Source organism: Staphylococcus sp. FSL W8-0056, from assembly GCF_037963075.1.
GTDB lineage: Bacteria > Bacillota > Bacilli > Staphylococcales > Staphylococcaceae > Staphylococcus > Staphylococcus aureus.
The window spans coordinates 675,172-700,850 of sequence record NZ_CP150142.1; the positions used below are offsets into that span (position 1 = coordinate 675,172).

Sequence of the window (25,679 nt, forward strand, 5' to 3'; positions counted from 1 at the left end):
ATGGAAAATATTTTAGAAGTCAACCAAATAAAAAAATACTACAAAATTAAAACTGGATTATTACAAAAAACTCAGTACGTTAAAGCTGTTGATGACGTATCGTTTTCAATAAAAAAAGGACAAACTTTTGGATTAGTAGGAGAATCGGGTTGTGGTAAGTCAACGTTAGGTAAAGTGATTATCAGGCTTGAAGATGCAACTTCAGGTTCAATAATTGTTAATGGTGAAGATATAACAAGATTACAAGGTAAAAAACTCAGAAAATCACGACAACAATATCAGATGATATTTCAAGATCCGTATGCATCATTGAATCCGATGCAAATGGTTGGAGATATCATTTCAGAACCTATTTTAAATTATAAAAAATTGCCAAAAGAAGAAATAAAAAAAGAAGTACTATATTTATTAAAATGTGTTGGCCTAAGTGAAGATGCATATTATAAATATGCACATGAATTTTCAGGTGGACAGAGACAAAGAGTGGGAATTGCAAGAGCATTGGCTTTGCGTCCGAGTTTAATTGTTGCTGATGAGCCTGTAAGTGCATTAGATGTATCTGTTCAATCTCAAGTACTGAATTTATTAAAAGATTTACAAGAGCAATTTAAGTTAAGCTATTTATTTATCGCGCATGATTTAAGTGTAGTGAAACATATTAGTGATGTAATTGGAGTTATGTATTTAGGTCATATAGTTGAAATTGCATCTGATAAAGAAATTTATGAAAATCCCAAACATCCATATACAAAAGCATTAATTTCATCAATACCACAAATTGATAAACATAATAACAATAGAATTATATTAAAAGGAGAATTACCTTCGCCAAGTAATCCGCCGCAAGGTTGTCCTTTTCATACAAGATGTCCGATTGCAAAAGATAAATGTAAAGAAAATATACCACAATTAAAGGACATTGGTAACGAACATCAAGTTGCTTGTTTCTACGTAGATAAAGTAGGTGATTTAAATGCTTAAATTAATACTTAAAAGGTTAGGGTTAATGATCCCGTTACTAATTTTAATCTCAATAGTTGTATTTTCATTAGCAATCATACAACCAGGAGATCCATTTTCAGATTTACAAAACGGTAAAATAAAACAAGAAGCAATAAATGCACAAAGGGAAAAGTTAGGCCTCAACGACTCAATACCACATCAATATATTAGATGGGTCAATCATGTTATACATGGTGATTTAGGGGAGTCAATCAAATATAAGAGGCCGGTAATTGATGTTATTGAGGAAAGAATTCCAAATACAATATTACTCGGTGCTATGTCATTAATTATTACTTATATTATCTCATTTGCTTTAGGAATAACGTCAGGTAGATATTCTTACAGTTTGACTGATTATACTGTGCAAATATTTAATTATTTGATGTTAGCTATTCCATCTTTTATTGCGGGAGTATTTGCAATTTTTATTTTTTCTTTTGAATTACAATGGTTTCCGTTTCAAGGTTCTGTTGATATTAACCTTAAAGAAGGTACTTTTGAATATTATATGAGTAAAATTTATCATACATTTTTGCCTGCATTAACTTTAGGATTATTATCTACTGCTGGTTATATTCAATATTTACGTAATGATATTATTGAAAATTCTAAAAAAGATTATGTATTGACGGCAAGGTCAAAAGGATTATCTATGAATAAAATTTATAATAAACATATATTGAGAAATTCTTTAATACCTATTATTACATTTTTAGGTGCTGATATTGTAAGTATTTTAGGTGGAGCTGTGATTACTGAGACTATCTTTTCATATAACGGTATCGGTAAATTATTTTTAGAATCGGTAATAGGTCAAGACTATCCATTAATGATGGCATTAACGTTATTTTTCTCATTTTTAGGTTTATTGGGTAATTTGATTTCTGATATTACTTATGGATTTATAGATCCAAGAATTAGAAGTAACTAGGGGGGATTGGAATGCAAAATAAGTCAAAATCGCCTTTTAAAATTGCATTGTCTAGATTTATTCATAATAAAATTGCAATGTTATCGATTATTTTTTTATTAATCATAACTATTGTATCAATTATAGCGCCATTAATAGCTCCTTTTCCAGTGAACCAACAAGATTTATTAAATATAAAAGGTGAAATGACAGCACAAAACATTCTTGGTACAGACTCTGGTGGTAGGGATAACTTTAGTCGTTTGTTATATGCAGGTCGTATTTCATTATCCATTGGAATTACATCTACAATAGGAATGCTTTTGATTGGAATTACAGTTGGAGTGATTTCTGGTTATTTTGGAGGTATTGTTGATACATTATTAATGAGAATAACCGAATTTGTTATGTTATTTCCATTTTTAATATTTGCAATTGTATTAAATGCTGCACTTGGAGATAAAATTAAAAATCCTTATGGATCTGCCATAATTCTTGTTCTAGTTATTATCGTATTAAGTTGGGGAGGTATTGCAAGACTTGTTCGTGGTAAAGTACTTCAAGAAAAAGAAAATGAATACTTTTTGGCAGCAAAATCAATTGGTACACCCACATATAAAATTATTTTGAAACATCTTTTGCCGAATATATTAAGTGTAGTTATCGTACAAGCAACATTGTTATTTGCCGGTATGATTGTAGTGGAATCAGGATTGAGCTTTTTAGGATTCGGAATTAGTAAAGCAATACCATCTTGGGGTAATATGTTGAGTGATGCTCAAGAAGGGGATGTTATAAGTGGTAAACCGTGGATATGGATGCCACCTGCTATAATGATTACATTAACTATATTAAGTATAAACTTTGTAGGGGAAGGGCTTAAAGATGCTTTTAATCCTAGAGGTAGACGTTAAATAATAAAAGAGGCACTAGTTAATTCTAGTACCTCTTTATTTTATCTCTTACGTCCTAATCCCATCGCTTTTTCCATTTTTTTGACAGTTTTAAATGAAACTTTGTGTGCTTTATCTCTACCTTGATCTAAAATATCATCAAGTTTATCTGAGTTATAGAAACTTTCGTATTTTTCTTGGAATTCTACTAAAAATGCTTTAACTATTTCAGCAAGGTCACCTTTAAATTTACCATAACCTTCCCCTTCATATTTTGCCTCAATATCTTTAATTGGCATGTCGGTTAATCCAGCGTATATTGAAATTAAATTTGTTATACCTGGCTTGTTGTCACGATCAAATTTAATAATACCATCTGAATCAGTTACTGCGCTTTTAATTTTTTTAGCTGCAACATTCGGCTCGTCCAATAATGAAATGAAGTTTTTAGCATTATCATCACTCTTACTCATTTTTCTTGTTGGGTCTTGTAAACTCATGACACGTCCACCAACTTTAGGCATACGAATTTCAGGTTTCACAAGCACATCATTATAGCGACTATTAAATCTATCTACAAGGTTACGAGTCAATTCGATATGCTGCTTTTGGTCATCTCCAACTGGAACGATATTAGTATTGTAAAGAACAATATCAGCTGCCATTAAAGGTGGATATGTTAATAGACCAGCTGGTATACCTTCAACTGCTTTCTGAGCTTTATCTTTGTATTGCGTCATACGCTCTAATTCTCCAACAGAAGCAATCGTAGTTAACATCCATCCTGCTTGTACGTGTGCAGGGACTTCAGATTGTATGAACAATGTTGCTTTGTCTGGATCTATACCAGAAGCTAAATAAATCGCTGCTAATTGTCTGGTCTGTTTACGTAATTTTAAACGATCTTGTGGCATTGTAATTGCATGTTGATCTACGATACAGAAATAACAATCATAGTCATTTTGCACATCAACAAATTGTTTTAGTGCGCCAATATAATTTCCAATAGTAGGAATTCCACTAGGTTGGATGCCTGAAAATAATGTCTCCATTTAAATGCCTACTTTCTTAGTAATATTTTAATAATTATCATTATAACAGTATTTCTTAAAAATGTAAGATGTGTTAGAATATACGTATAACTTACTACTAACAAAGGATTAATAATCTTTTTTATAAGTGTAGAAACTTATCTGAAAAATTAGGTTTTTCTCATTTAATTTTAATGTTAGATAGTTATAATAAATAGTAACGATTAAGAATTTTAGAAAAAAATGTTTTTTCTTGATCTATAACTAAATTTTAAGCAATGAATTTTATTCATTCAAATAGGAGAGTGAGATGTATGGTAACATTATTTACTTCACCAAGTTGCACATCTTGCCGTAAAGCGAAAGCATGGTTACAAGAACATGACATTCCGTATACGGAGCGTAATATTTTTTCTGAACATTTAACAATTGATGAAATTAAGCAAATATTAAAAATGACTGAAGACGGTACTGATGAAATCATTTCTACACGTTCTAAAACATACCAAAAATTAAATGTTGATATTGATTCACTACCATTACAAGACTTATATTCAATCATTCAAGATAATCCTGGCTTATTACGTCGTCCAATTATTTTAGATAATAAACGACTACAAGTTGGTTATAATGAGGACGAGATTCGACGTTTCTTACCTAGAAAAGTTCGTACGTTCCAATTACAAGAAGCACAACGTATGGTTGACTAATAACCATTTAACTATGTGTCATACTTTACTAAAAGATATGTCAAGCAACACTATTTCTATAGTGTTGCTTTTTTGGTTTTAATTTTACAATAATTGCTTAGTATCTTTTAAATCAAATGTGCAATTGTTAATATAGCTCTATATTAGAGTGTTTTGGATGAAACATTTGCTATGATAAGGTAAAATTAAATTAAGAAAGTGCTTTAATGCTTTAACTGTATAAATCATTTAAATAGTTTTGCTACAACGAATATGTTATTATAAGTTACCAAAATATTTTAGAGAAAGAAATCAAACAAATAAATTGTATTTTGTTTGATGCTTTAATACAATGTGGATACTATTCATCGACTGTAAGGAGTGAGATGATATGAGAATAGAACGAGTAGATGATACAACTGTAAAATTGTTTATAACATATAGCGATATCGAGGCCCGTGGATTTAGTCGTGAAGATTTATGGACAAATCGCAAACGTGGCGAAGAATTCTTTTGGTCAATGATGGATGAAATTAACGAAGAAGAAGATTTTGTTGTAGAAGGTCCATTATGGATTCAAGTACATGCCTTTGAAAAAGGTGTCGAAGTCACAATTTCTAAATCTAAAAATGAAGATATGATGAATATGTCTGATGATGATGCAACTGATCAATTTGATGAACAAGTTCAAGAATTGTTAGCTCAAACATTAGAAGGTGAAGATCAATTAGAAGAATTATTCGAGCAACGAACAAAAGAAAAAGAAGCTCAAGGTTCTAAACGTCAAAAGTCTTCAGCACGTAAAAATACAAGAACAATCATTGTGAAATTTAACGATTTAGAAGATGTTATTAATTATGCATATCATAGCAATCCAATAACTACAGAGTTTGAAGATTTGTTATATATGGTTGATGGTACTTATTATTATGCTGTACATTTTGATAGTCATGTTGATCAAGAAGTCATTAATGATAGTTACAGTCAATTGCTTGAATTTGCATATCCAACAGACAGAACAGAAGTTTATTTAAATGACTATGCTAAAATAATTATGAGTCATAACGTAACAGCTCAAGTTCGACGTTATTTTCCAGAGACAACTGAATAACGATATTAATTAAGCAACGCACTATGAAAGGAGACTCTTTGGAGTCTCTTTTTTTATTGATTTCAAAAGCTGAAAAAGTAATAGTAGTTAAACTTACGTGTAATATTTTGAGGTGAAGATATGTTAGTAGCTTTAAATGAAGAAAAGGAACGTGTGTTAGCAACTACTGCATTGAGAAAGACACAATATTTTTGTCCTGTGTGTGGCAAGCAAGTTATTTTAAAGCGTGGGCTCAAAGTAATTAGTCATTTTGCACATAAACATTTAGCGGAACAAAAATGTTTTAATAATGAAACGATTAAACATTATAAAAGTAAATTGATTTTAGCACAGATGATACAGCAACAAGGATGTAAAGTAGAGATAGAGCCATTTTTAAAAGAAATAAAACAAATTCCGGATATTTTGATTAATAATAAATATGTTATTGAGCTACAGTATTCGCCAATTCCTTATAAACAGATTCTTCAACGAACGGAAGGTTTAAAGAAAATGGGATATAAAGTAAGTTGGTTATTAAATGATGTTGATTATTGTCATAATAAAGTGAAGTTCAATCATTTTCATAGTTTGTTTATTAATCCAATCACTCGAAAACTTCATACGTTCAATTTAGAGAAAAAACAAATAATGATGTTTCAACAAATACAATATTTAGGCGGGCACAAATATGTCGCTGAAAAAAGGAATGCCAAAATTATTGAGTTGTTTAATGAGGCGCCTTGTGATTATCATGCTGTTTATAAATTATCAAAGTTCGCAATTAATCAATATATCAAATATTGTCGCTGGCAAAATTCTGTTTTAGAACCCACTTTAAGTGCAATGTATCAATTACAGTTAACTGATCAAGAAGTAGTGTACAATTATGGTTATATTTTTCCAGAGCAAATTTATATTGAAAATCATCCAATTGAGTGGCAATTACAAGTTGATTTATGGTTAAAGAATGGAAAAAGCAAATTAGTAAATGACAATCTTAATTATTTTAAACTGAAAAAATTTATTGTTGCTCTAGAAAGTAAAACAGCAATTATAGAAAAACTTATTAACAATTATTTAAATATTTGTTCAGATAGAGGTAATGACGTGCAAATTTTGTTCTAAAATGAGAAAATTATATCAATTATATTTTATTAGGAGGTTTACTACATATGAGTCAACAATTATCGAGAGAAGAACAGGAACGTAAATATCCTGAATATACATGGGACTTAACAACAATTTTCAAAGATGATGAAGCTTTTGAGGCTGCATTTAAAGAAGTTGAAAATGAGTTAGGCAAAGAAGAACAATTTAAAGGACACATTGGTGATAGTGCTGAGACATTATACAATGCGTTAGAATTAGAAGATACATTAGGTACTAAATTAGAAAAAGTATATGTATACGCGCACCTAAAACAAGACCAAGACACAACGAACGACAAGTATACTGGTATGGAGTCAAGAGCACATCAATTAATTATTAAATTTAGCTCGGCATGGAGTTTCTTAGTGCCAGAGATTTTACAAATTGATGAAGATAAAATTCAATCATTTGTAAATTCATATGATAAATTACAAAAATTCGCATTTGATTTGAAGTTGATTAATGAAAAACGTCCTCATATTTTAGATGCTGAAACTGAAAAGTTATTAACAGAAGCGCAGGACGCGTTATCAACGCCATCAAATGTATACGGTATGTTTAGCAACGCTGATTTAGTATTTGAAGATGCGATTGATAAAGATGGAAATGCACACCCGTTAACACAAGGTACATTTATTAAGTATTTAGAATCAGATGATCGCAAACTAAGAGAAAGTGCTTTTAGAAATGTATATAAAGCATATGGTGCTCATAATAATACGCTTGGCGCTACGCTAGCAGGTGAAGTGAAGAAAAATGTATTTAATGCTCGTACACACAATTACAAAACTGCAAGAGAAAAAGCATTAAGTAATAATCATATTCCAGAAAATGTATATGACAATCTAGTAAAAACTGTACATAAATATTTACCATTGCTACATAGATATACTGAATTGCGCAAAGAATTGCTAGGTTTAGATGACTTGAAAATGTATGATTTATATACACCATTAATTAAAGATATTAAGTTTGAAATGCCTTATGAAGAAGCTAAAGAGTGGATGTTAAAAGCTTTAGAACCAATGGGTGAAGAATATTTAAATGTAGTTAAAGAAGGCTTAAACAATCGTTGGGTCGATGTCTATGAGAATAAAGGTAAACGTTCAGGTGGCTATTCATCAGGTGCACATTTAACTAATCCATTTATTCTACTTAACTGGTCTAATACTATTTCAGACTTATACACATTAGTTCATGAATTTGGGCATTCAGCACATAGTTACTTCAGTAGAAAATTCCAACCGTCAAATTCTAGTGACTACACTATTTTTGTCGCTGAAGTTGCATCAACTTGTAACGAAGCACTTTTAAGTGATTATATGGATAAACATCTTGATGATGAAAAACGCTTATTATTATTAAACCAAGAATTAGAACGTTTCAGAGCTACATTATTCCGACAAACAATGTTCGCAGAATTTGAGCATAAAATTCATGCAATTGAAGAAGCAGGTGAACCATTAACGCCAACTAGAATGAATGAAGAATATGCCAAATTAAATAAATTATACTTCGGTGATTCTGTAGAAACTGATGAAGATATTAGTAAGGAATGGTCACGTATTCCACACTTCTATATGAATTATTATGTATATCAATACGCAACTGGTTACAGTGCAGCTCAAAGCTTAAGTCATCAAATTTTAACAGAAGGTAAGCCAGCAGTAGATAGATATATTAATGAATTCTTGAAAAAAGGTAGCTCAAATTATCCAATTGAGATATTAAAAAATGCTGGTGTAGATATGACAACACCTGAACCAATTGAACAAGCTTGTGAAGTTTTTGAACAAAAATTGAACGCTTTTGAAAAATTAATGAAAGCTTAGTACTATTGTATTCGCTTACATTATGAACAGATTGTGACAATTTAAATTAAGTACTATTAAAAGGTTGAAATGGTAGAGATAGCATGTTATATTATGAACATGAAATTAATCACATAACAAACATACCCCTTTGTTTGAAGTGAAAAATTTCTCCCATCCCCTTTGTTTAGCGTCGTGTATTCAGACACGACGTTTTTTTATGTTCTTTTTTAATAAGAGAGAAGTGAAGTTGTATAAAAATGTATTAAATATGCACTTTTTATACATTAACGATTAATATAAGTCTATTATGTACCAAATTTATAATTTGTATAATTTTCGAACTGGTTAAATTCGAAAAATATCACTAATATATTTAGATCGATGTGTAACATTACGTTCTAATAATTTAATGTTGCAAAATTAAGAGTCAGTAAAAAGACCTCGTTACATTTATGGTGTACGAGGTCTTTAATTTATTTATTTTGATTTGATTTTAGGCATTTTAGATTTCCAGAAATCGCCGTCTGGATATTTAAGTTTTTCAATTTTTTGTTGAATGGCTAACTTCTTTAACTCTTTGTTTAAAAGTTTTTCTGGCCATTCATAAATAGTAAGTAATTCTTCCATCGTTACAAGTTGTTGTTGCTGTATATAAGTTTCTAATTTAGGAGGAAGATTCTTTTCGATAGGTTTACCCATCAATTCATTAATTATATAAGTATAGATGTGATATGGGTATAATCCTTCGACTTTTAAACCTTCTTCATGAACATCTTCACTAAAGAAAACGAGAGAAGGGGCTTGTTCGATTTCCATTTCTCTTGCAATATGCAAATCAATTTTCAAGCTTTCGGTTAGTTTACTTTTTTGTAAGTCGTCTTTAAATACTTCTAAATCAATACCTGCATTTTGAATACAGTCACAAATCATTGATTCTGTAATAATATCTCTTTTAGGTATGATTTCATTTTGCATTAAATGTATAAATCGTTCGGCACGTACACGACCTTGTAACTCAGCTGCTTTATAAGCTAGGGCGATGTTATCAAAGTTGGATGTACTTTGAGCTTGGCATTTCGTTAATACTTTTAACGAAGGATTTAATATATGTCTGATACGTATATATTGATTATATTCAATTCTTAATTTGGATAAGATTGCTGATAATTTGAAGCAATCGGAGCTAAATGGATCGAAAAATGAATAAATTTCGATTTTACTTACAGGTGATAGATTAATATCTTCACGACTCTTATTTTCCATTATTCGTAATTCTCCAGCCATGTTTATTCACCTACAATTAATTTTAGGAATTCACCATATGATTAGCAGTTAATCTTAAGCGCTCAAATAAATAATCTCCAACACCTTGTGGAAACGCAGCGCGATTAATTGCTGTCTGCATATTTTCTAACCATGCATCTCTTTCAAATTCAGTGATTGTAAAATCCATATGTCTTTTTCTTAGCATAGGATGTCCGTGTTCTTCGGTATAAATGTTTGGACCGCCCAAAAACTGTGTTAAAAATTGTTTTTGTTTACGACTTGTTTCTGCAAAATCTCCTGGAAACAGGTGATTAAGTCGTTCATCTTTTTCTACAAGGGTGTAAAAATAATCAATCATATCGTATAACGCTTCTTTACCAATGATGTCATATGGTGTTGTTGTCATTTAATCACCCATTTTCAAAAATTTACTATTACGAACTTAAGTTAATATATAACTAATATAACATGATTTTAAACATTTGAAAGAAATATGCATATTTGCCAATTTAATTTATATTGTTTGAAAGTGTTTCTTTTTTCTTGAAAAAACGTTGAACTTTATTTAAAGGTTGATGATGTTCGAGGTTTAGTTCGTTTAATAAAGATTGGAACTTTTGTAAACCTTGATTATAGTCTTTAACTTCGAACTCTAACTCATAATCCGCAGTATCGAAATACTCACTTTTATCTAAAACGAGTAAATCACCTTTATATTTAGTTTCTTGGCGATATGTCGTTAATGCACCAAGTATTGATAAAGTTGTATCTTTTACACCAAACTGTTCAACTATAATTTGACGAATGTCATCTGGAAGATTGTCGTTTGAAATAATCAAGTTCATCTCTGGTTTAATGTCGACGATATAGTTGTATTCTAATAGACCAACCTTTGCTGGTGTCTTTAAAGTCATTTCATATTGATTGTCTTTAACTCTTATGCGTAGTGCAGAGCGATGTTCCTTTAATTTGAAATCGGGTGTATCAATATAGTAATTGACTTGCTTAAAAAGCACACTGTCTTTAAAATATTTCTCTTGCAATTTATTATAGATTGATGCAGTTATCATTTGTTTAAATTCTATTTCATGATTTGTTGCCATGATATGTATACACCTCGTATCAAATTCAATTTATCTTAACTATATTATGAATGACAAAGTTGAATTTTAAAAGCAATTTCCTTTATCTATTATCAATGTTAATTTGACCATTAAAAATAGTGTTCGTAAGTGTTTTGTATTATTGAATTGTGTTAAAATGTTATGGAATAAGAGGAGGATTAAGCATGCGTTTATATATTAATGAAATTAAAATTAAAGATGACATACTTTATTGTTATACAGAAGATTCTATTAAAGGATTATCTGAAGTAGGACAAATGCTCGTTGATAGTGATAATTATGCCTTTGCGTATACATTAGATGATGGTAAAGCGTATGCTTATCTCATTTTCGTACAAGAAACATGGACGATGTTGCATGAAAACACGACTAAAAAAATTATTATCAATGATGAACTAGAATTGACTGAATTCCACCAAGAACTTACTTATATTTTAGACAACATAAAAGGGAATAATAATTATGGTAAGGAATTTGTTGCAACCGTTGAAGAAACATTCGACATTGAATAAAGCGGGGTGAAGCACTATGAATCAATGGGATCAGTTCTTAACACCTTATAAGCAAGCGGTTGATGAGTTGAAAGTGAAACTTAAAGGCATGCGCAAACAATATGAAGTTGGTGAACAAGCGTCGCCAATAGAATTTGTTACTGGTCGTGTTAAACCGATCGCTAGTATTATAGATAAGGCAAACAAACGACAAATACCATTTGATAGGTTAAGAGAAGAAATGTACGATATCGCTGGTTTAAGAATGATGTGCCAATTTGTAGAAGATATTGATGTTGTCGTCAATATTTTAAGACAAAGAAAAGATTTTAAAGTAATTGAAGAACGAGATTATATTCGTAACACTAAAGAAAGTGGTTACCGCTCGTATCATGTCATTATTGAATATCCAATTGAAACATTACAAGGCCAAAAATTTATATTGGCTGAGATTCAGATTCGTACATTAGCAATGAATTTCTGGGCAACGATTGAACATACTTTACGATATAAATATGATGGTGCTTATCCGGATGAAATTCAACATCGTTTGGAAAGAGCGGCAGAAGCAGCGTATTTACTTGATGAAGAGATGTCTGAAATTAAAGATGAAATTCAGGAAGCTCAAAAATATTACACGCAAAAACGTTCTAAAAAACATGAAAATGATTAACGAGGTGTTATAAATCATGCGTTATACAATTTTAACTAAAGGTGACTCCAAGTCTAATGCCTTAAAGCATAAAATGATGAACTATATGAAAGATTTTCGCATGATTGAGGATAGTGAAAATCCTGAAATTGTTATTTCAGTTGGTGGTGATGGTACATTACTACAAGCATTCCATCAGTATAGCCACATGTTATCAAAAGTGGCATTTGTTGGAGTTCATACAGGTCATTTAGGATTTTATGCGGATTGGTTACCTCATGAAGTTGAAAAATTAATCATCGAAATTAATAATTCAGAGTTTCAGGTCATTGAATATCCATTGCTTGAAATTATTATGAGATACAACGACAACGGCTATGAAACAAGGTATTTAGCATTAAATGAAGCAACGATGAAAACTGAAAATGGCTCAACACTTGTTGTGGATGTTAACTTAAGAGGGAAACACTTTGAGCGATTTAGAGGCGATGGATTATGTGTATCAACACCTTCGGGTTCAACGGCTTATAACAAAGCGCTAGGTGGCGCACTGATACATCCTTCACTTGAAGCAATGCAAATTACAGAAATTGCCTCAATAAATAATCGTGTGTTTAGAACGGTAGGATCACCACTTGTATTACCAAAGCATCATACATGTTTAATATCACCAGTTAATCATGATACCATTAGAATGACGATAGATCATGTTAGTATCAAACATAAAAATGTTAATTCAATACAATACCGTGTAGCAAATGAAAAAGTGAGGTTTGCACGTTTTAGACCATTCCCGTTCTGGAAACGTGTACACGATTCTTTCATATCAAGTGATGAAGAACGATGAAATTTAAGTATCATATATCACAACAAGAAACTGTTAAAGCTTTTTTAGCACGACATGATTTTTCTAAGAAGACAGTGAGCGCCATTAAAAATAATGGCGCTTTAATTGTTAATGATGAACCAGTCACAGTACGTAAGCAATTAATGCCAAATGATATATTAGAAATTCATTTACCGCGAGAAATACCGAGTGTTAATTTAATACCTTATGCTCGTAAGCTAGAAGTATTGTATGAAGATGCTTTTATCATCATAGTTACTAAACCAAACAATCAAAATTGTACGCCTTCGAGAGAACATCCTCATGAAAGTTTAATCGAACAAGTACTATATCATTGTCAGGAACATGGTGAAAATATTAACCCACATATTGTTACGCGTCTAGATCGTAATACAACTGGTATTGTGATATTCGCTAAATATGGACATATCCATCATTTATTTTCTAAAGTAAACTTGAAAAAAATATATACTTGCCTTGTATATGGCAAAACCCATACATCTGGTATTATTGAAGCTAATATTAGACGGTCAAAGGATAGTATTATAACTAGAGAAGTTGCCTCGGATGGTAAATACGCTAAAACATCTTATGAAGTAATAAATCAGAATGATAAATACAGTTTATGCAAAGTTCATTTGCATACGGGACGTACACATCAAATTCGTGTACATTTTCAACATATTGGGCATCCAATTGTGGGAGATTCTTTGTATGATGGTTTTCATGACAAAATTCATGGTCAAGTACTGCAATGTACGCAAATATATTTTGTTCATCCAATCAATAAGAACAATATTTATATTACAATTGATTATAAGCAATTACTTAAATTATTCAATCAACTCTAATTCACACAGGGGGTGTAAGTATGTCAATGAACACAGATGAAAAAGAGCGTGTTCAAGAGGAATTATATGATGAGACATTATTAGATCAATACTTAGAAAATGATGATATTGATCAATTTAGAGATGAATTTCTAGCATTACACACATATGAACAAAGTGAGTATTTTGAAGATACTACCGATGAAAATAGACAAAAGATTTTTCAATATTTATCACCTGAAGAGGTTGCAAATTTCTTTGATCAATTAGATATTGATGACGATGAATATGAGTTGCTATTTGATAAAATGAATGCGACATACGCAAGTCACATATTAGAAGAAATGTCATACGATAATGCAGTAGATATTTTAAATGAGTTGACTAAACCAAAAGTTGCTAGTCTTTTAACATTGATGAATAAAGATGACGCGAATGAAATCAAAGCATTACTTCACTATGATGAGGATACGGCCGGCGGTATTATGACGACGGAGTATTTATCACTTAAAGCGCATACGCCTGTTAAAGAAGCGTTATTATTGGTCAAAGCGCAAGCGCCAGACGCAGAAACAATATATGTTATATTTGTCGTTGATGATGATGGTAAATTAGTAGGTGTTTTATCACTAAGAGATTTAATTGTAGCTGAAAATGATGCTTATATTGAAGATATTATGAATGAACGTGTCATTAGTGTGAATGTAGCAGACGACCAAGAAGATGTTGCTCAAGTTATGAGAGACTATGATTTCATGGCTGTACCTGTTATAGATTACCAAGAACATTTGCTTGGTATCATCACGATTGATGATATTTTAGACGTTATGGATGAAGAGGCTAGTGAAGACTACTCTCGTTTAGCCGGGGTATCAGATATCGATTCGACTAATGATTCAATCATTAAAACAGCATTAAAACGTTTACCATGGTTGATTATTTTAACATTTTTAGGAATGATTACTGCGACAATTTTAGGGAGATTTGAAAAAACATTAGAAAATGTAGCGCTACTCGCAGCGTTTATTCCTATTATTAGTGGTATGTCAGGAAATTCAGGTACACAATCTTTAGCCGTTTCAGTTCGTAACATTACGACAGGGGAAATTAATGAGCAAAGTAAATTTAGAATTGCATTAAGAGAAGCGGGAAGTGGTGTATTATCGGGCGTTGTATGTTCAACAATATTATTTACAATTATTGTTGCAATATATCATCAGCCACTTTTAGCATTAATCGTTGCAGGAAGTTTAACTTGTGCGATGACGGTGGGGACGTTTGTAGGTTCGATGATTCCATTATTGATGAATAAATTAAATATCGATCCAGCAGTGGCTAGTGGACCATTTATTACAACAATTAATGATATTATTAGTATGTTGATTTATTTTGGTTTAGCTACATCATTTATGGCTTACTTAATTTAAGGAGGAGTTATGGAGTTTTTATCTTTAGTTATTGTTGTTTTAGCAGCGTTTTTAACTCCAATAATTGTCAATCGATTAAATATTAATTTCTTGCCAGTTGTTGTTGCAGAAATTTTGATGGGGATTGTGATTGGAAATTCATTTCTAAATATAGTAGAAAGGGATTCAATTCTAAATATTTTATCAACGTTAGGCTTTATCTTTTTAATGTTTTTAAGTGGTTTAGAAATTGATTTTAAAGCTTTTAAAAAAGATAAACGCGCACGTCAAGGACAAAATGATGATGAATCCTCAATTCCAGGGCATCTTAATCTAGCGTTAACTGTATTTGCATTTATTATGATTATTTCGATTCTTTTAGCGTATGTATTTAAATGGCTTGGATTAGTGGATGATGTGTTATTAATGGTCATTATCATTTCAACTATTTCCTTAGGCGTAGTTGTTCCAACTTTAAAAGAAATGAATATTATGAGAACAACTATAGGGCAATTTATCCTATTAGTAGCAGTACTTGCGGACTTAGTAACTATGATTTTATTAACGGTCTATGGCGCAATCAATGGTCAAGGCGGCAGTACAATATGGTTAATAGGTATATTAGTTGTTTTCACAGCAATTTCATATATTTTAGGTGTTCAATTTAAAAGAATGTCATTTTTACAAAAATTGATGGATGGTACGACGCAAATCGGTATTCGTGCGGTATTTGCATTAATAATATTATTAGTAGCCCTAGCAGAGGGAGTTGGCGCAGAAAATATATTAGGTGCATTCTTAGCAGGTGTCGTTGTTTCATTATTAAATCCAGATGAAGAAATGGTTGAAAAGTTAGACTCATTTGGTTATGGGTTCTTTATTCCTATTTTCTTTATAATGGTTGGTGTAGATTTAAACATACCTTCATTAATTAAAGAACCGAAATTACTAATTATCATACCGATTTTAATCGTTGCATTTATCATTTCAAAATTAATTCCAGTCATGTTTATTCGACGTTGGTTTGATATGAAAACAACGATTGCATCAGCATTTTTATTAACATCAACATTATCGCTCGTGATAGCTGCAGCCAAAATTTCAGAAAGATTAAATGCTATTTCAGCTGAAACGTCAGGTATATTAATTTTAAGCGCAGTCATTACATGTGTATTCGTTCCGATTATTTTCAAAAAACTGTTTCCAGTTCCAGATGAGTTTAACCGTAAAATTGAAGTTAGTTTAATTGGTAAAAATCAATTAACGATTCCTATAGCGCAAAATTTAACATCTCAGTTATATGACGTGACATTATATTATCGCAAAGACTTGAGTGATCGTCGTCAATTGTCAGATGATATCACGATGATAGAAATTGCTGATTATGAACAAGATGTTTTAGAACGACTAGGTCTGTTTGACCGAGACATAGTTGTTTGTGCTACGAATGACGATGATATTAACCGAAAAGTTGCTAAATTAGCCAAAGCACATCAAGTTGAGCGTGTCATTTGCAGACTTGAAAGCACAACGGACGATACAGAGTTAGTTGATTCAGGTATTGAAATTTTCAGTAGCTACTTAAGTAATAAAATCTTATTAAAAGGTTTAATTGAAACACCTAACATGTTGAATTTATTAAGTAATGTTGAAACGTCACTATATGAAATTCAAATGTTAAATTATAAATATGAAAATATTCAATTACGTAATTTCCCATTCGGAGGAGACATCATCTTCGTGCGTATTATCCGTAATAATGAGTCGATTGTTCCGCATGGAGATACACAATTGCGATATGGAGATCGCTTAATTGTTACCGGTGCTAAAGAATACGTTGATGAATTGAAGCAAGAGTTAGAATTTTATTTTTAACAATAATGATATTAAAATGCAGACGTATTTTAGTACGACGTAAAATTAATGATTTTAAAATGCTAGTATGTATATGATTTTGATAAATAAATGCTTTTTACGTAAATCAAGTTTGATACAGAAAGGACTAAATCAAACATTTATCGTTGTAATACGTTTAAATAACTTTATTAAAAAGTCATAATAGTGTTAAAATGTATTGACGAATAAAAAGTTAGTTAAAACTGGGATTAGATATTCTATCCGTTAAATTAATTATTATAAGGAGTTATCTTACATGTTAAATCTTGAAAACAAAACATATGTCATCATGGGAATCGCTAATAAGCGTAGTATTGCTTTTGGTGTCGCTAAAGTTTTAGATCAATTAGGTGCTAAATTAGTATTTACTTACCGTAAAGAACGTAGCCGTAAAGAGCTTGAAAAATTATTAGAACAATTAAATCAACCAGAAGCGCACTTATATCAAATTGATGTTCAAAGCGATGAAGAGGTTATTAATGGTTTTGAGCAAATTGGTAAAGATGTTGGCAATATTGATGGTGTATATCATTCAATCGCATTTGCTAATATGGAAGACTTACGCGGACGCTTTTCTGAAACTTCACGTGAAGGCTTCTTGTTAGCTCAAGACATTAGTTCTTACTCATTAACAATTGTGGCTCATGAAGCTAAAAAATTAATGCCAGAAGGTGGTAGCATTGTTGCAACAACATATTTAGGTGGCGAATTCGCAGTTCAAAATTATAATGTGATGGGTGTTGCTAAAGCGAGCTTAGAAGCAAATGTTAAATATTTAGCATTAGACTTAGGTCCTGATAATATTCGCGTTAATGCAATTTCAGCTGGTCCAATCCGTACATTAAGTGCAAAAGGTGTGGGTGGTTTCAATACAATTCTTAAAGAAATCGAAGAGCGTGCACCTTTAAAACGTAACGTTGATCAAGTAGAAGTAGGTAAAACAGCGGCTTACTTATTAAGTGACTTATCAAGTGGCGTTACAGGTGAAAATATTCATGTAGATAGCGGATTCCACGCAATTAAATAATATCATTCAACAGCTTTGTTCACGTTATCATATATGTGAGCAAAGCTTTTTTGCTTTTATAATAATCGGACTGATGGAAAATTATTTGATATTTCATCTGACTGATTTTTTTTATGCACAAAAAAATCTCCTCAAAAGCTGTAGTTTCAACTTTTGAGGAGATAGTATCTTATATTCTTAAAAGACATCCACAGAATTAGTCCTTAACATTACTGTTTGCTTTATCAATAATGCGTTGGCGGTATTTGAAAATATTACTAACAACCGTTTTAAGTACAGCATATAATGGCACTGCAATCAGAACTAATGTAAAGCCACCTAAATCTCCTGCTGCTAAAATAACAACGATAATTGTTAAAGGATGGATACTTAAAGATTTACCCATTACATTTGGCGTAATGATATTACCTTCAAGTTGGTGTGCAATTAATGTAATGATACAAACCCATATAAATGTAGTAGGACTATCTATAATACCGAGTATTGCTGCAGGTGCAAATGATAACCATGAACCTAAGAAAGGAATTAAGTTTGCGACACCAGCAAATAGAACTAATAAAGGAATATATGGTAAGTCAATAATTGAATAACCGATATATAAGAATATACCTAAAATAACACTGACAGTTACTTGACCTTGAATGTAAGATTTTAATGTAAAGTTTAAATCAGTTAATAAATCTACGAAAAATACTTTACGTTCACCTTTGAAAAATTTAGCAACAGCTGGGATAAATTTTTCATGGTCTTTTAACATATAAATTAAGAAGAATGGAACCATAATCAATAAGAAGATGGTTGAAATTAATGATGTAATGTACTGTAATGAATTAGATAAAATATTAGTAACGCCATCACCCATTGATTTAACCATATTTGTAATTCTACTTGTTACATCTTCAGGTAATTTATCCATTTGAGCTAGTGCGAATTTAATAATTTGCTCTGCTTCTTTTTGTAGGGCAGGTGTCTGACTAATTAAATTGTTGATATTTGAAATGATGATTGGTGCAACAAACGCAACAATTAAGCCGATAATAGCAAACAAAGCTAACATGATTGTTGTTATACTAGCCCATCTTGGAAAACCGACTTTTTCAAGTAAGTTTTGAAAAGGTAGACAGATATAAAATAAAAAACCACTAATTAAAAATGGAAGAAATACAGAACCGATGATTGTAGCTATTGGAGTAAATACTTCGTGCACTTCCATAAATAGTTTGATGAGAATGAACAGCATAATCAGAGCGATGCCAGTTCGGAACCAAACCTTGTTTAACATAAACGATGTTCCTCCTATTTTTCTAAACTTAGTTATTATTTAGTATATCCTAAATAGCAGTGCTTAAAAAGGTTAATATTTTTTAAATATACTTAAATTAACCATTCACTTTCTATTTTAAGATATTTACTTTCAATAGTTTGTGAGACTTTTCAATGACTCGTAAGTCTGCAATTGGATCAAACAGCACCAGTTTATATGAATAACTTATTTTAATATTAAACGTGTTTAAATAATGAAATGATCATATTAATATTTATAAGAATATTCTGAAAAATATATTGAAGTGTCTCGTGCTTAATCGTATAATATTTTTATGTTTAAACAATAGGGGGAATCTTATGATTGAAAAATTAGTAACCTTTTTAAATGAGGTTGTTTGGAGTAAGCCATTAGTTTATGGTTTGCTAATTACTGGTGTGCTATTTACATTGCGTATGCGATTTTTTCAAGTTAGACATTTTAAAGAAATGATTCGATTAATGTTTCAAGGAGAGAAGTCTCCTAATGGTATTTCAAGTTTTCAAGCGATAGCCATGTCTTTAGCAGGCAGGGTTGGTACAGGTAATATTGTCGGTGTATCTACTGCAATATTTATAGGAGGACCTGGTGCAGTATTTTGGATGTGGATTACTGCGTTTTTAGGTGCAAGTAGTGCTTTTATTGAATCTACACTTGGTCAAATATTCAAGAGAGTTGAAAATAATGAATACCGTGGTGGACCAGCGTATTATATTGAATATGGTATTGGTGGTAAATTTGGTAAAATTTACGGAATTATCTTTGCTATTGTTACGATTATCTCAGTAGGTCTATTGCTTCCTGGTGTGCAATCTAACGCTATAGCAAGTTCTATGCATAATGCGATTCATGTTCCACAATGGTTAATGGGTGCTATTGTTGTAGTTATTTTGGGATTAATTATTTTTGGTGGTGTACGTAGTATTGCCAATGTTGCAACAGCCGTTGTACCATTTATGGCAATTATTTACATACTGATGGCTGTCATTATCATTTGTATCAATATACAAGAAGTGCCAGCGTTATTTGCATTAATTTTCAAATCAGCATTTGGATTACAATCTGCTTTTGGTGGTATCGTTGGCGCAATGATAGAGATTGGTGTTAAACGTGGATTATACTCAAATGAGGCTGGTCAAGGTACAGGTCCACACGCAGCAGCGGCAGCAGAAGTATCACATCCAAGTAAACAAGGTCTAGTACAAGCATTTTCAGTTTATATTGATACATTATTTGTATGTACTGCAACTGCTCTGATTATACTTATTTCTGGTACATATAATGTGACTGATGGTACGGTTAATGCGAATGGCACACCGCATTTAATTAAAGATGGCGGTATTTATGTTGAAAATGCAACAGGTAAAGATTATTCAGGTACTGCGATGTATGCACAAGCCGGCATTGATAAAGCGTTCCATGGCAGTGGTTATCAATTTGATCCTACTTTCTCTGGCGTAGTTTCGTACTTTATTGCATTTGCTTTATTCTTCTTTGCATTTACTACAATTTTGTCGTACTACTACATTACAGAAACAAATGTTGCTTATTTAACGCGTAATCAAAATAATCAAGTTTCATCGATATTTATTAATATTGCTCGTGTGATTATTTTGTTCGCTACATTTTACGGTGCAGTTAAAACAGCTGATGTAGCATGGGCATTCGGTGATTTAGGTGTAGGTCTAATGGCTTGGTTAAATATCATTGCGATTTGGATTTTACATAAGCCTGCCGTAAATGCTTTAAAAGATTATGAAATTCAAAAGAAACGTTTAGGAAACGGTTATAATGCAGTTTATCAACCTGATCCGAATAAATTACCTAATGCTGTCTTTTGGTTGAAGACATATCCAGAACGTTTAAAACAAGCACGTGCCAAAAAGTAATCTACTTTTGTTTATAGTATATGTAGTGATCATTTGATAAAAAAAGAAACAGCATTGATAATTTTAGGTGCTCAGAAATTTGAATTTTAAAAATATAGTGTCTCTTGGTACAATAACAATACAACTACTAGGGGGCACTTTTTTATGTCAGAATTTAAAACTGGTAAGATTAATAAACATGTTTTATATAGTAATATTTTAAATAGAGATGTCACGATAAGTATTTATTTACCAGAATCTTATAATCAACTTGTTAAATATAATGTCATTCTTTGCTTTGACGGATTAGATTTTTTACGTTTCGGGAGAATACAACGTACATATGAATCGTTAATCAAAGAAGCGCGTATTGATGATGCGATCATTGTTGGATTCCATTATGAAGACGTTGATAAGCGTAGAGAGGAATTTCATCCACAAGGAAGTCGTTCTCATTTAACTATTCAATCAGTCGGTAAAGAAATATTGCCATTTATTGACTCGACGTTTTCTACACTGAAAGTAGGTAATGCAAGGTTATTAGTAGGGGATAGTTTAGCGGGTAGTATTGCCTTATTAACGGCGTTGACCTATCCAACGATTTTTAGTCGTGTAGCAATGTTAAGTCCACATTCAGATGACAAAGTATTAGATAAGCTAAATCAATGTGCTAATAAAGAACAATTGACAATTTGGCATGTCATTGGTCTAGATGAAAAAGATTTTACTTTACCAACAAATGGTAAGCGTGCCGATTTCTTAACACCGAATAGAGAATTAGCTGAACAAATTAAGAAATATAATATAACTTATTATTACGATGAATTTGAAGGTGGTCACCAATGGAAAGATTGGAAACCATTGCTGTCAGATATATTATTGTATTTTTTACGTAAAAACACAGATGATCAACATTATGAGTAATTTACATTAGTAGATTTAGTATGAATTGTCTTCATATAGTTTGGTCTATAATATAATTTATAAAAGATTTTACTGTTTGATTTAATTTAAATTTGTCGAAATTGCAAAAGATGTATAATGAATTATTTTTAATGTAACGGTTTTCAAAGAAATTTGATATAATAGCAATAGGTTAAACAAAGGAGGAATTCAGATGATTTTAGGATTAGCATTAATTCCATCAAAGTCATTTCAAGAAGCGGTGGATTCTTACCGTAAAAGATATGATAAACAGTATTCACGAATTAAACCACATGTGACAATTAAAGCGCCATTTGAAATTGAAGATGGTGATTTAGATTCTGTCATTGAACAGGTTAGAGCTCGTATTAATGGTATACCAGCAGTAGAAGTTCATGCTACAAAAGCTTCTAGCTTCAAACCAACGAACAATGTGATTTACTTTAAAGTTGCGAAGACGGACGACTTAGAAGAATTGTTTAATCGCTTTAATGGAGAAGATTTCTATGGAGAAGCTGAACATGTTTTTGTGCCACACTTTACAATAGCACAAGGACTATCTAGCCAAGAATTCGAAGATATTTTTGGTCAAGTAGCATTAGCTGGGGTAGACCATAAAGAAATTATCGATGAATTAACTTTGTTACGTTTTGACGATGACGAAGATAAATGGAAAGTTATTGAAACGTTTAAATTAGCTTAAGTAACATAATAGTATTGTTAATCGTAGTATGTTTGAATTAATAAGAAAATGGTCATTTTTATTGAATGTAATAAAAATGACCATTTTCTTTATTTTAAAATACGTTTTAACCTTACTTAGCTTTTTCTCTATTTGCTATAAAGTAGCTTCCATAAAATACAGCTAAGACTAAAAAGATTAATGCCGAGAAATAAAATGTATTGTTTAAATCGTTGGTAAATTGTGTAATTAATCCGCCAAATAATGGCCCTATCATTGAGCCGAATCCTTGGATACTATTAAAAACACCCCAAGTTTCTTCTTGTTCATCTGATTTGATAAATCGTGCCATAAAGGTATTCCATGCTGGTAATAAGATGCCATACATTAGACCGATAGCTAAAGCGATAATCCACACGATGTGAATATTAACAATCATAGATAGAGTAAAAATTAATATCATGTATAAAATAAATCCGCTTAGAATAACACCATACATAAAGTTTCTGCTGCGGTTATCTATTAGTTTCGATAAAAATAGCATCGAAACTGCACAGCCGATACCACCAATAATGATTGCAACAGTATATTCAATTGTGCTTACGTTAATAACCTTAGTAGCATATGTTGGTAATATAGGAACTAGGGCAGCAATTGCGGCACCTTGTAAAAGAATACCAGGGAACAACAATAAATGGCGCTTTGTCACATCAACAATTTGTCTCAATTGAGCTTTAACTGGACGAGTATTATAATTTGTTAACTTTACATCGACAAAATAATATAATATCCATGCAATTAAAACGACTAAAGACATCATGAAGGCAAAGCGTGTTGGGTGCACTTTGATAAGTAGATTCATAAAAACCATACCTACCAATAGGCCTAACAACCATGAAAAATAAACATAGCCCATTTGTTTGCCACGTTTATCTTCTTCAACACTGGATAACATAATGACCCAAATAGGACTAACTGCAATACCGAGCATCATAGCACTAAATATGATTACAAAAGGTGATGCTGGAAACCAAATAACTAAAAATAAACTTGTAAATGCTAAAATAAATCCAGTCGTTAAAACGATTTTTGTGCCGAATTTTTTCAGTAAAAATCCTATAACAAAGTTTGTAGATGCATCAGCAATAAAATGTATTGAAAATGCTAGAGACGTTATTGCTACAGCAATGGATGTAACTGTTGGCAAGAAATTAATATAGCTTAGGATATACATGCCTCTCGCAAATTCCATTAAAAATAAGATAATAAGCATTAAAATGAAATTTTTATGATTAGCGTAATTATTTAACGAAGAATCTTGCATATAAAGGAACCTTTCCATAAATCTCTTGTGGTTGTGATGAATGACCGATTAAATCAAGTAAGTCTCGACATATTGTCTGTGTAGCATACTTAATTTTATCTTGTTCCATTGCACTAATCATGTTAGTTAATTGCTCATTACCGTTCGTTAAACTTGCTACAATTTTTATTGCTTCTTCTGGAGTATCAGCGATTTTACCAAAACCTTTTTCTTCAAAGTAAAGGGCATTTTCAAGCTCTTGACCAGGTGCAGGATTTAGGAAAATCATTGGAATACAACGGGCGAAACCTTCAGTTATTGTGATACCACCAGGTTTCGTAATCATAAGTTGACTTGATGCCATCCATTCATTCATGTGTTTGGTATAACCTAGAATCAATACATTCTCGTTAGATTTAAACTTAGCTATTAAAGAACGCTTTAGCTCTTTGCTCTTACCACAAATCATAACTACTTGTGCATTTGCACTTTTCGCTAATATATCAGTAATCATCGTGTCAAAACCTTTAGATACACCAAATGCACCAGCTGACATTAAAATAGTTTGCTTATCTGGATCTAAGTTGTTGTCTATTAACCACTGCTTTTGATTAATAGGCGTTTCAAATTTGTTATCAATAGGAATACCTGTCACTTTAACTGTTGAAGGATCAATACCTACGTCTATGAAGTCTTGTTTCGTTTCTTTTGTTGCCACATAATATCTTGTTGAATACGGCGTAATCCAGTTTTTATGTAAGCGATAGTCTGTCATCACTGTAGCAACTGGAATATTAATGTTAAATTGCTCAGTTAGTACCGACATAACTGGTGTAGGAAACGTTAATAATATTAAATCTGGCTTTTCTTTTATCAATAAATTAATTAACTTATTAAGTCCATAGTATTTGTAAAAACATTTGTCTAGTTTATCTGGGCGGCTGTAATAAAACCCTTTGTACATATTTCTAAAATATTTAAAGCTATTGATATACCATTTTTTACAAATAGAAGTCAAAATTGGATGAGCTTCCATAAATAAATCGTGCTCAATGACGCTTAAATGGTCTAGATTCATATCATTAAGTTGATTAACGATACTCTGTGTAACTTGCATATGACCGTTACCGAATGAGCCAGTAATAATCAATATCTTTTTATTTTGAGTAACCATTAATAGCCACCCTCCGTTAGTTTGAAAATTTTATTTAAGTGTAACTTATTTTACGGCATTATAAAAGAAATAAAGACGCAAAGTCGTTACATTTATAGCAATTTTAATCAATAGATGAATTGATACAAAATAAAACGTTATTTTATAAAGCAATTTATTGTTCTATGTTTTATTTGTATATTTAAAATTATCCAGTATACAATTATAGCATATTTTTGGAAACAATTATGATATTATACCATGTTACAAGATGGTTTTAATAATTTAAGATGAGCCATAATTGTAAAACTAATTCATAATAC

The 25,679-nt window shown here is 31.3% G+C and carries 24 protein-coding genes; 17 read left to right on the forward strand and 7 right to left on the reverse strand.

Annotated features, from left to right (window positions below):
* Genes NSS86_RS03510 through opp4C form a run of 3 tightly spaced genes read left to right on the forward strand, consistent with a single transcriptional unit; the run spans position 1 to position 2,829 of the window.
* Positions 1-981 (forward strand): dipeptide ABC transporter ATP-binding protein, encoded by a 981-nt coding sequence (locus NSS86_RS03510; protein WP_000427767.1) that lies wholly within the window; start codon positions 1-3, stop codon positions 979-981.
* A complete protein-coding gene (opp4B, locus tag NSS86_RS03515) occupies positions 974-1,936 on the forward strand; it encodes an oligopeptide ABC transporter permease (RefSeq protein ID WP_000915997.1) in 963 nt (320 codons plus the stop codon). The genes NSS86_RS03510 and opp4B overlap by 8 nt, the downstream gene beginning before the upstream one ends.
* 11 nt (positions 1,937-1,947) lie before the next feature.
* Complete coding sequence (opp4C, locus tag NSS86_RS03520) at positions 1,948-2,829, forward strand: oligopeptide ABC transporter permease (RefSeq protein WP_001180280.1); 882 nt, start codon at positions 1,948-1,950, stop codon at positions 2,827-2,829.
* A 41-nt stretch (positions 2,830-2,870) separates the two neighbouring features.
* On the opposite strand, the gene trpS is transcribed toward opp4C, so the two are convergent.
* Positions 2,871-3,860, reverse strand: a complete 990-nt coding sequence (trpS, locus tag NSS86_RS03525) for a tryptophan--tRNA ligase (RefSeq protein ID WP_000448934.1) — start codon at positions 3,858-3,860, stop codon at positions 2,871-2,873.
* Between the two features lie 293 nt (positions 3,861-4,153).
* Between trpS and spxA the strand changes: the two genes are divergently transcribed.
* From spxA to pepF, 4 genes are all read left to right on the forward strand, one after another.
* Positions 4,154-4,549, forward strand: coding sequence for a transcriptional regulator SpxA (gene spxA, locus NSS86_RS03530; RefSeq protein WP_000258003.1), 396 nt, complete (start codon positions 4,154-4,156; stop codon positions 4,547-4,549).
* A 370-nt stretch (positions 4,550-4,919) separates the two neighbouring features.
* Complete coding sequence (gene mecA, locus NSS86_RS03535; protein WP_001217728.1) at positions 4,920-5,639, forward strand: adaptor protein MecA; 720 nt, start codon at positions 4,920-4,922, stop codon at positions 5,637-5,639.
* A 120-nt stretch (positions 5,640-5,759) separates the two neighbouring features.
* Entirely contained in the window at positions 5,760-6,746 is a 987-nt protein-coding gene (locus NSS86_RS03540) for a competence protein CoiA family protein (protein ID WP_000959282.1), read from the forward strand.
* Between the two features lie 47 nt (positions 6,747-6,793).
* Positions 6,794-8,602, forward strand: coding sequence for an oligoendopeptidase F (gene pepF / locus NSS86_RS03545; protein ID WP_000082725.1), 1,809 nt, complete (start codon positions 6,794-6,796; stop codon positions 8,600-8,602).
* Between the two features lie 459 nt (positions 8,603-9,061).
* On the opposite strand, the gene yjbH is transcribed toward pepF, so the two are convergent.
* The 3 genes from yjbH to NSS86_RS03560 all read right to left on the reverse strand — a co-directional run bounded on the left by yjbH (position 9,062) and on the right by NSS86_RS03560 (position 10,953).
* The gene (gene yjbH, locus NSS86_RS03550; RefSeq protein WP_000896697.1) at positions 9,062-9,868 is read right to left on the reverse strand and encodes a protease adaptor protein YjbH; all 807 of its coding nucleotides are present in this window, start codon (positions 9,866-9,868) and stop codon (positions 9,062-9,064) included.
* A gap of 22 nt (positions 9,869-9,890) precedes the next feature.
* Positions 9,891-10,256 carry a truncated hemoglobin YjbI gene (locus tag NSS86_RS03555; protein ID WP_000214070.1) on the reverse strand — a complete coding sequence of 122 codons (366 nt, stop codon included), beginning with the start codon at positions 10,254-10,256 and terminating at the stop codon, positions 9,891-9,893.
* 103 nt (positions 10,257-10,359) lie between these two features.
* On the reverse strand, positions 10,360-10,953 hold the full coding sequence (locus tag NSS86_RS03560; RefSeq protein WP_000224619.1) for a CYTH domain-containing protein: 594 nt from the start codon (positions 10,951-10,953) through the stop codon (positions 10,360-10,362).
* Between the two features lie 185 nt (positions 10,954-11,138).
* Between NSS86_RS03560 and NSS86_RS03565 the strand changes: the two genes are divergently transcribed.
* From NSS86_RS03565 to fabI, 7 genes are all read left to right on the forward strand, one after another.
* Positions 11,139-11,486: a hypothetical protein gene (locus NSS86_RS03565; protein WP_001242103.1), complete on the forward strand. Its 348-nt coding sequence runs from the start codon at positions 11,139-11,141 to the stop codon at positions 11,484-11,486.
* Positions 11,487-11,502: 16 nt separating this feature from the next.
* Positions 11,503-12,138, forward strand: a complete 636-nt coding sequence (locus NSS86_RS03570; protein ID WP_001077683.1) for a GTP pyrophosphokinase family protein — start codon at positions 11,503-11,505, stop codon at positions 12,136-12,138.
* Positions 12,139-12,154: 16 nt separating this feature from the next.
* On the forward strand, positions 12,155-12,964 hold the full coding sequence (locus tag NSS86_RS03575; protein ID WP_001270834.1) for an NAD kinase: 810 nt from the start codon (positions 12,155-12,157) through the stop codon (positions 12,962-12,964).
* A complete protein-coding gene (locus NSS86_RS03580; RefSeq protein WP_000669923.1) occupies positions 12,961-13,815 on the forward strand; it encodes an RluA family pseudouridine synthase in 855 nt (284 codons plus the stop codon). The genes NSS86_RS03575 and NSS86_RS03580 overlap by 4 nt, the downstream gene beginning before the upstream one ends.
* Positions 13,816-13,835: 20 nt before the next feature.
* On the forward strand, positions 13,836-15,221 hold the full coding sequence (mgtE, locus tag NSS86_RS03585) for a magnesium transporter (protein ID WP_000062407.1): 1,386 nt from the start codon (positions 13,836-13,838) through the stop codon (positions 15,219-15,221).
* Between the two features lie 9 nt (positions 15,222-15,230).
* Entirely contained in the window at positions 15,231-17,075 is a 1,845-nt protein-coding gene (locus NSS86_RS03590) for a monovalent cation:proton antiporter family protein (RefSeq protein WP_000395153.1), read from the forward strand.
* Positions 17,076-17,352: 277 nt separating this feature from the next.
* The gene (gene fabI, locus NSS86_RS03595) at positions 17,353-18,123 is read left to right on the forward strand and encodes an enoyl-ACP reductase FabI (RefSeq protein WP_000933195.1); all 771 of its coding nucleotides are present in this window, start codon (positions 17,353-17,355) and stop codon (positions 18,121-18,123) included.
* Positions 18,124-18,319: 196 nt separating this feature from the next.
* On the opposite strand, the gene cozEa is transcribed toward fabI, so the two are convergent.
* The gene (gene cozEa, locus NSS86_RS03600; protein ID WP_000933105.1) at positions 18,320-19,405 is read right to left on the reverse strand and encodes a cell elongation protein CozEa; all 1,086 of its coding nucleotides are present in this window, start codon (positions 19,403-19,405) and stop codon (positions 18,320-18,322) included.
* A 341-nt stretch (positions 19,406-19,746) separates the two neighbouring features.
* Here cozEa and NSS86_RS03605 point away from each other — a divergent pair, with 341 nt between their 5' ends.
* The 3 genes from NSS86_RS03605 (at position 19,747) to NSS86_RS03615 (ending at position 22,921) form a co-directional block, all read left to right on the forward strand.
* The gene (locus NSS86_RS03605; protein ID WP_000570690.1) at positions 19,747-21,315 is read left to right on the forward strand and encodes an alanine/glycine:cation symporter family protein; all 1,569 of its coding nucleotides are present in this window, start codon (positions 19,747-19,749) and stop codon (positions 21,313-21,315) included.
* A gap of 144 nt (positions 21,316-21,459) precedes the next feature.
* The gene (locus NSS86_RS03610; RefSeq protein ID WP_001288675.1) at positions 21,460-22,218 is read left to right on the forward strand and encodes an esterase family protein; all 759 of its coding nucleotides are present in this window, start codon (positions 21,460-21,462) and stop codon (positions 22,216-22,218) included.
* Between the two features lie 193 nt (positions 22,219-22,411).
* Entirely contained in the window at positions 22,412-22,921 is a 510-nt protein-coding gene (locus tag NSS86_RS03615) for a YjcG family protein (protein WP_000600387.1), read from the forward strand.
* A gap of 112 nt (positions 22,922-23,033) precedes the next feature.
* Here NSS86_RS03615 and NSS86_RS03620 read toward each other — a convergent pair whose 3' ends face one another.
* Positions 23,034-24,224 (reverse strand): MFS transporter, encoded by a 1,191-nt coding sequence (locus tag NSS86_RS03620; RefSeq protein ID WP_001154223.1) that lies wholly within the window; start codon positions 24,222-24,224, stop codon positions 23,034-23,036.
* The gene (locus NSS86_RS03625) at positions 24,202-25,377 is read right to left on the reverse strand and encodes a diglucosyl diacylglycerol synthase (RefSeq protein ID WP_000258644.1); all 1,176 of its coding nucleotides are present in this window, start codon (positions 25,375-25,377) and stop codon (positions 24,202-24,204) included. Before NSS86_RS03625 ends, NSS86_RS03620 begins: the two co-directional genes overlap by 23 nt.
* Positions 25,378-25,679: the final 302 nt, after the last annotated feature.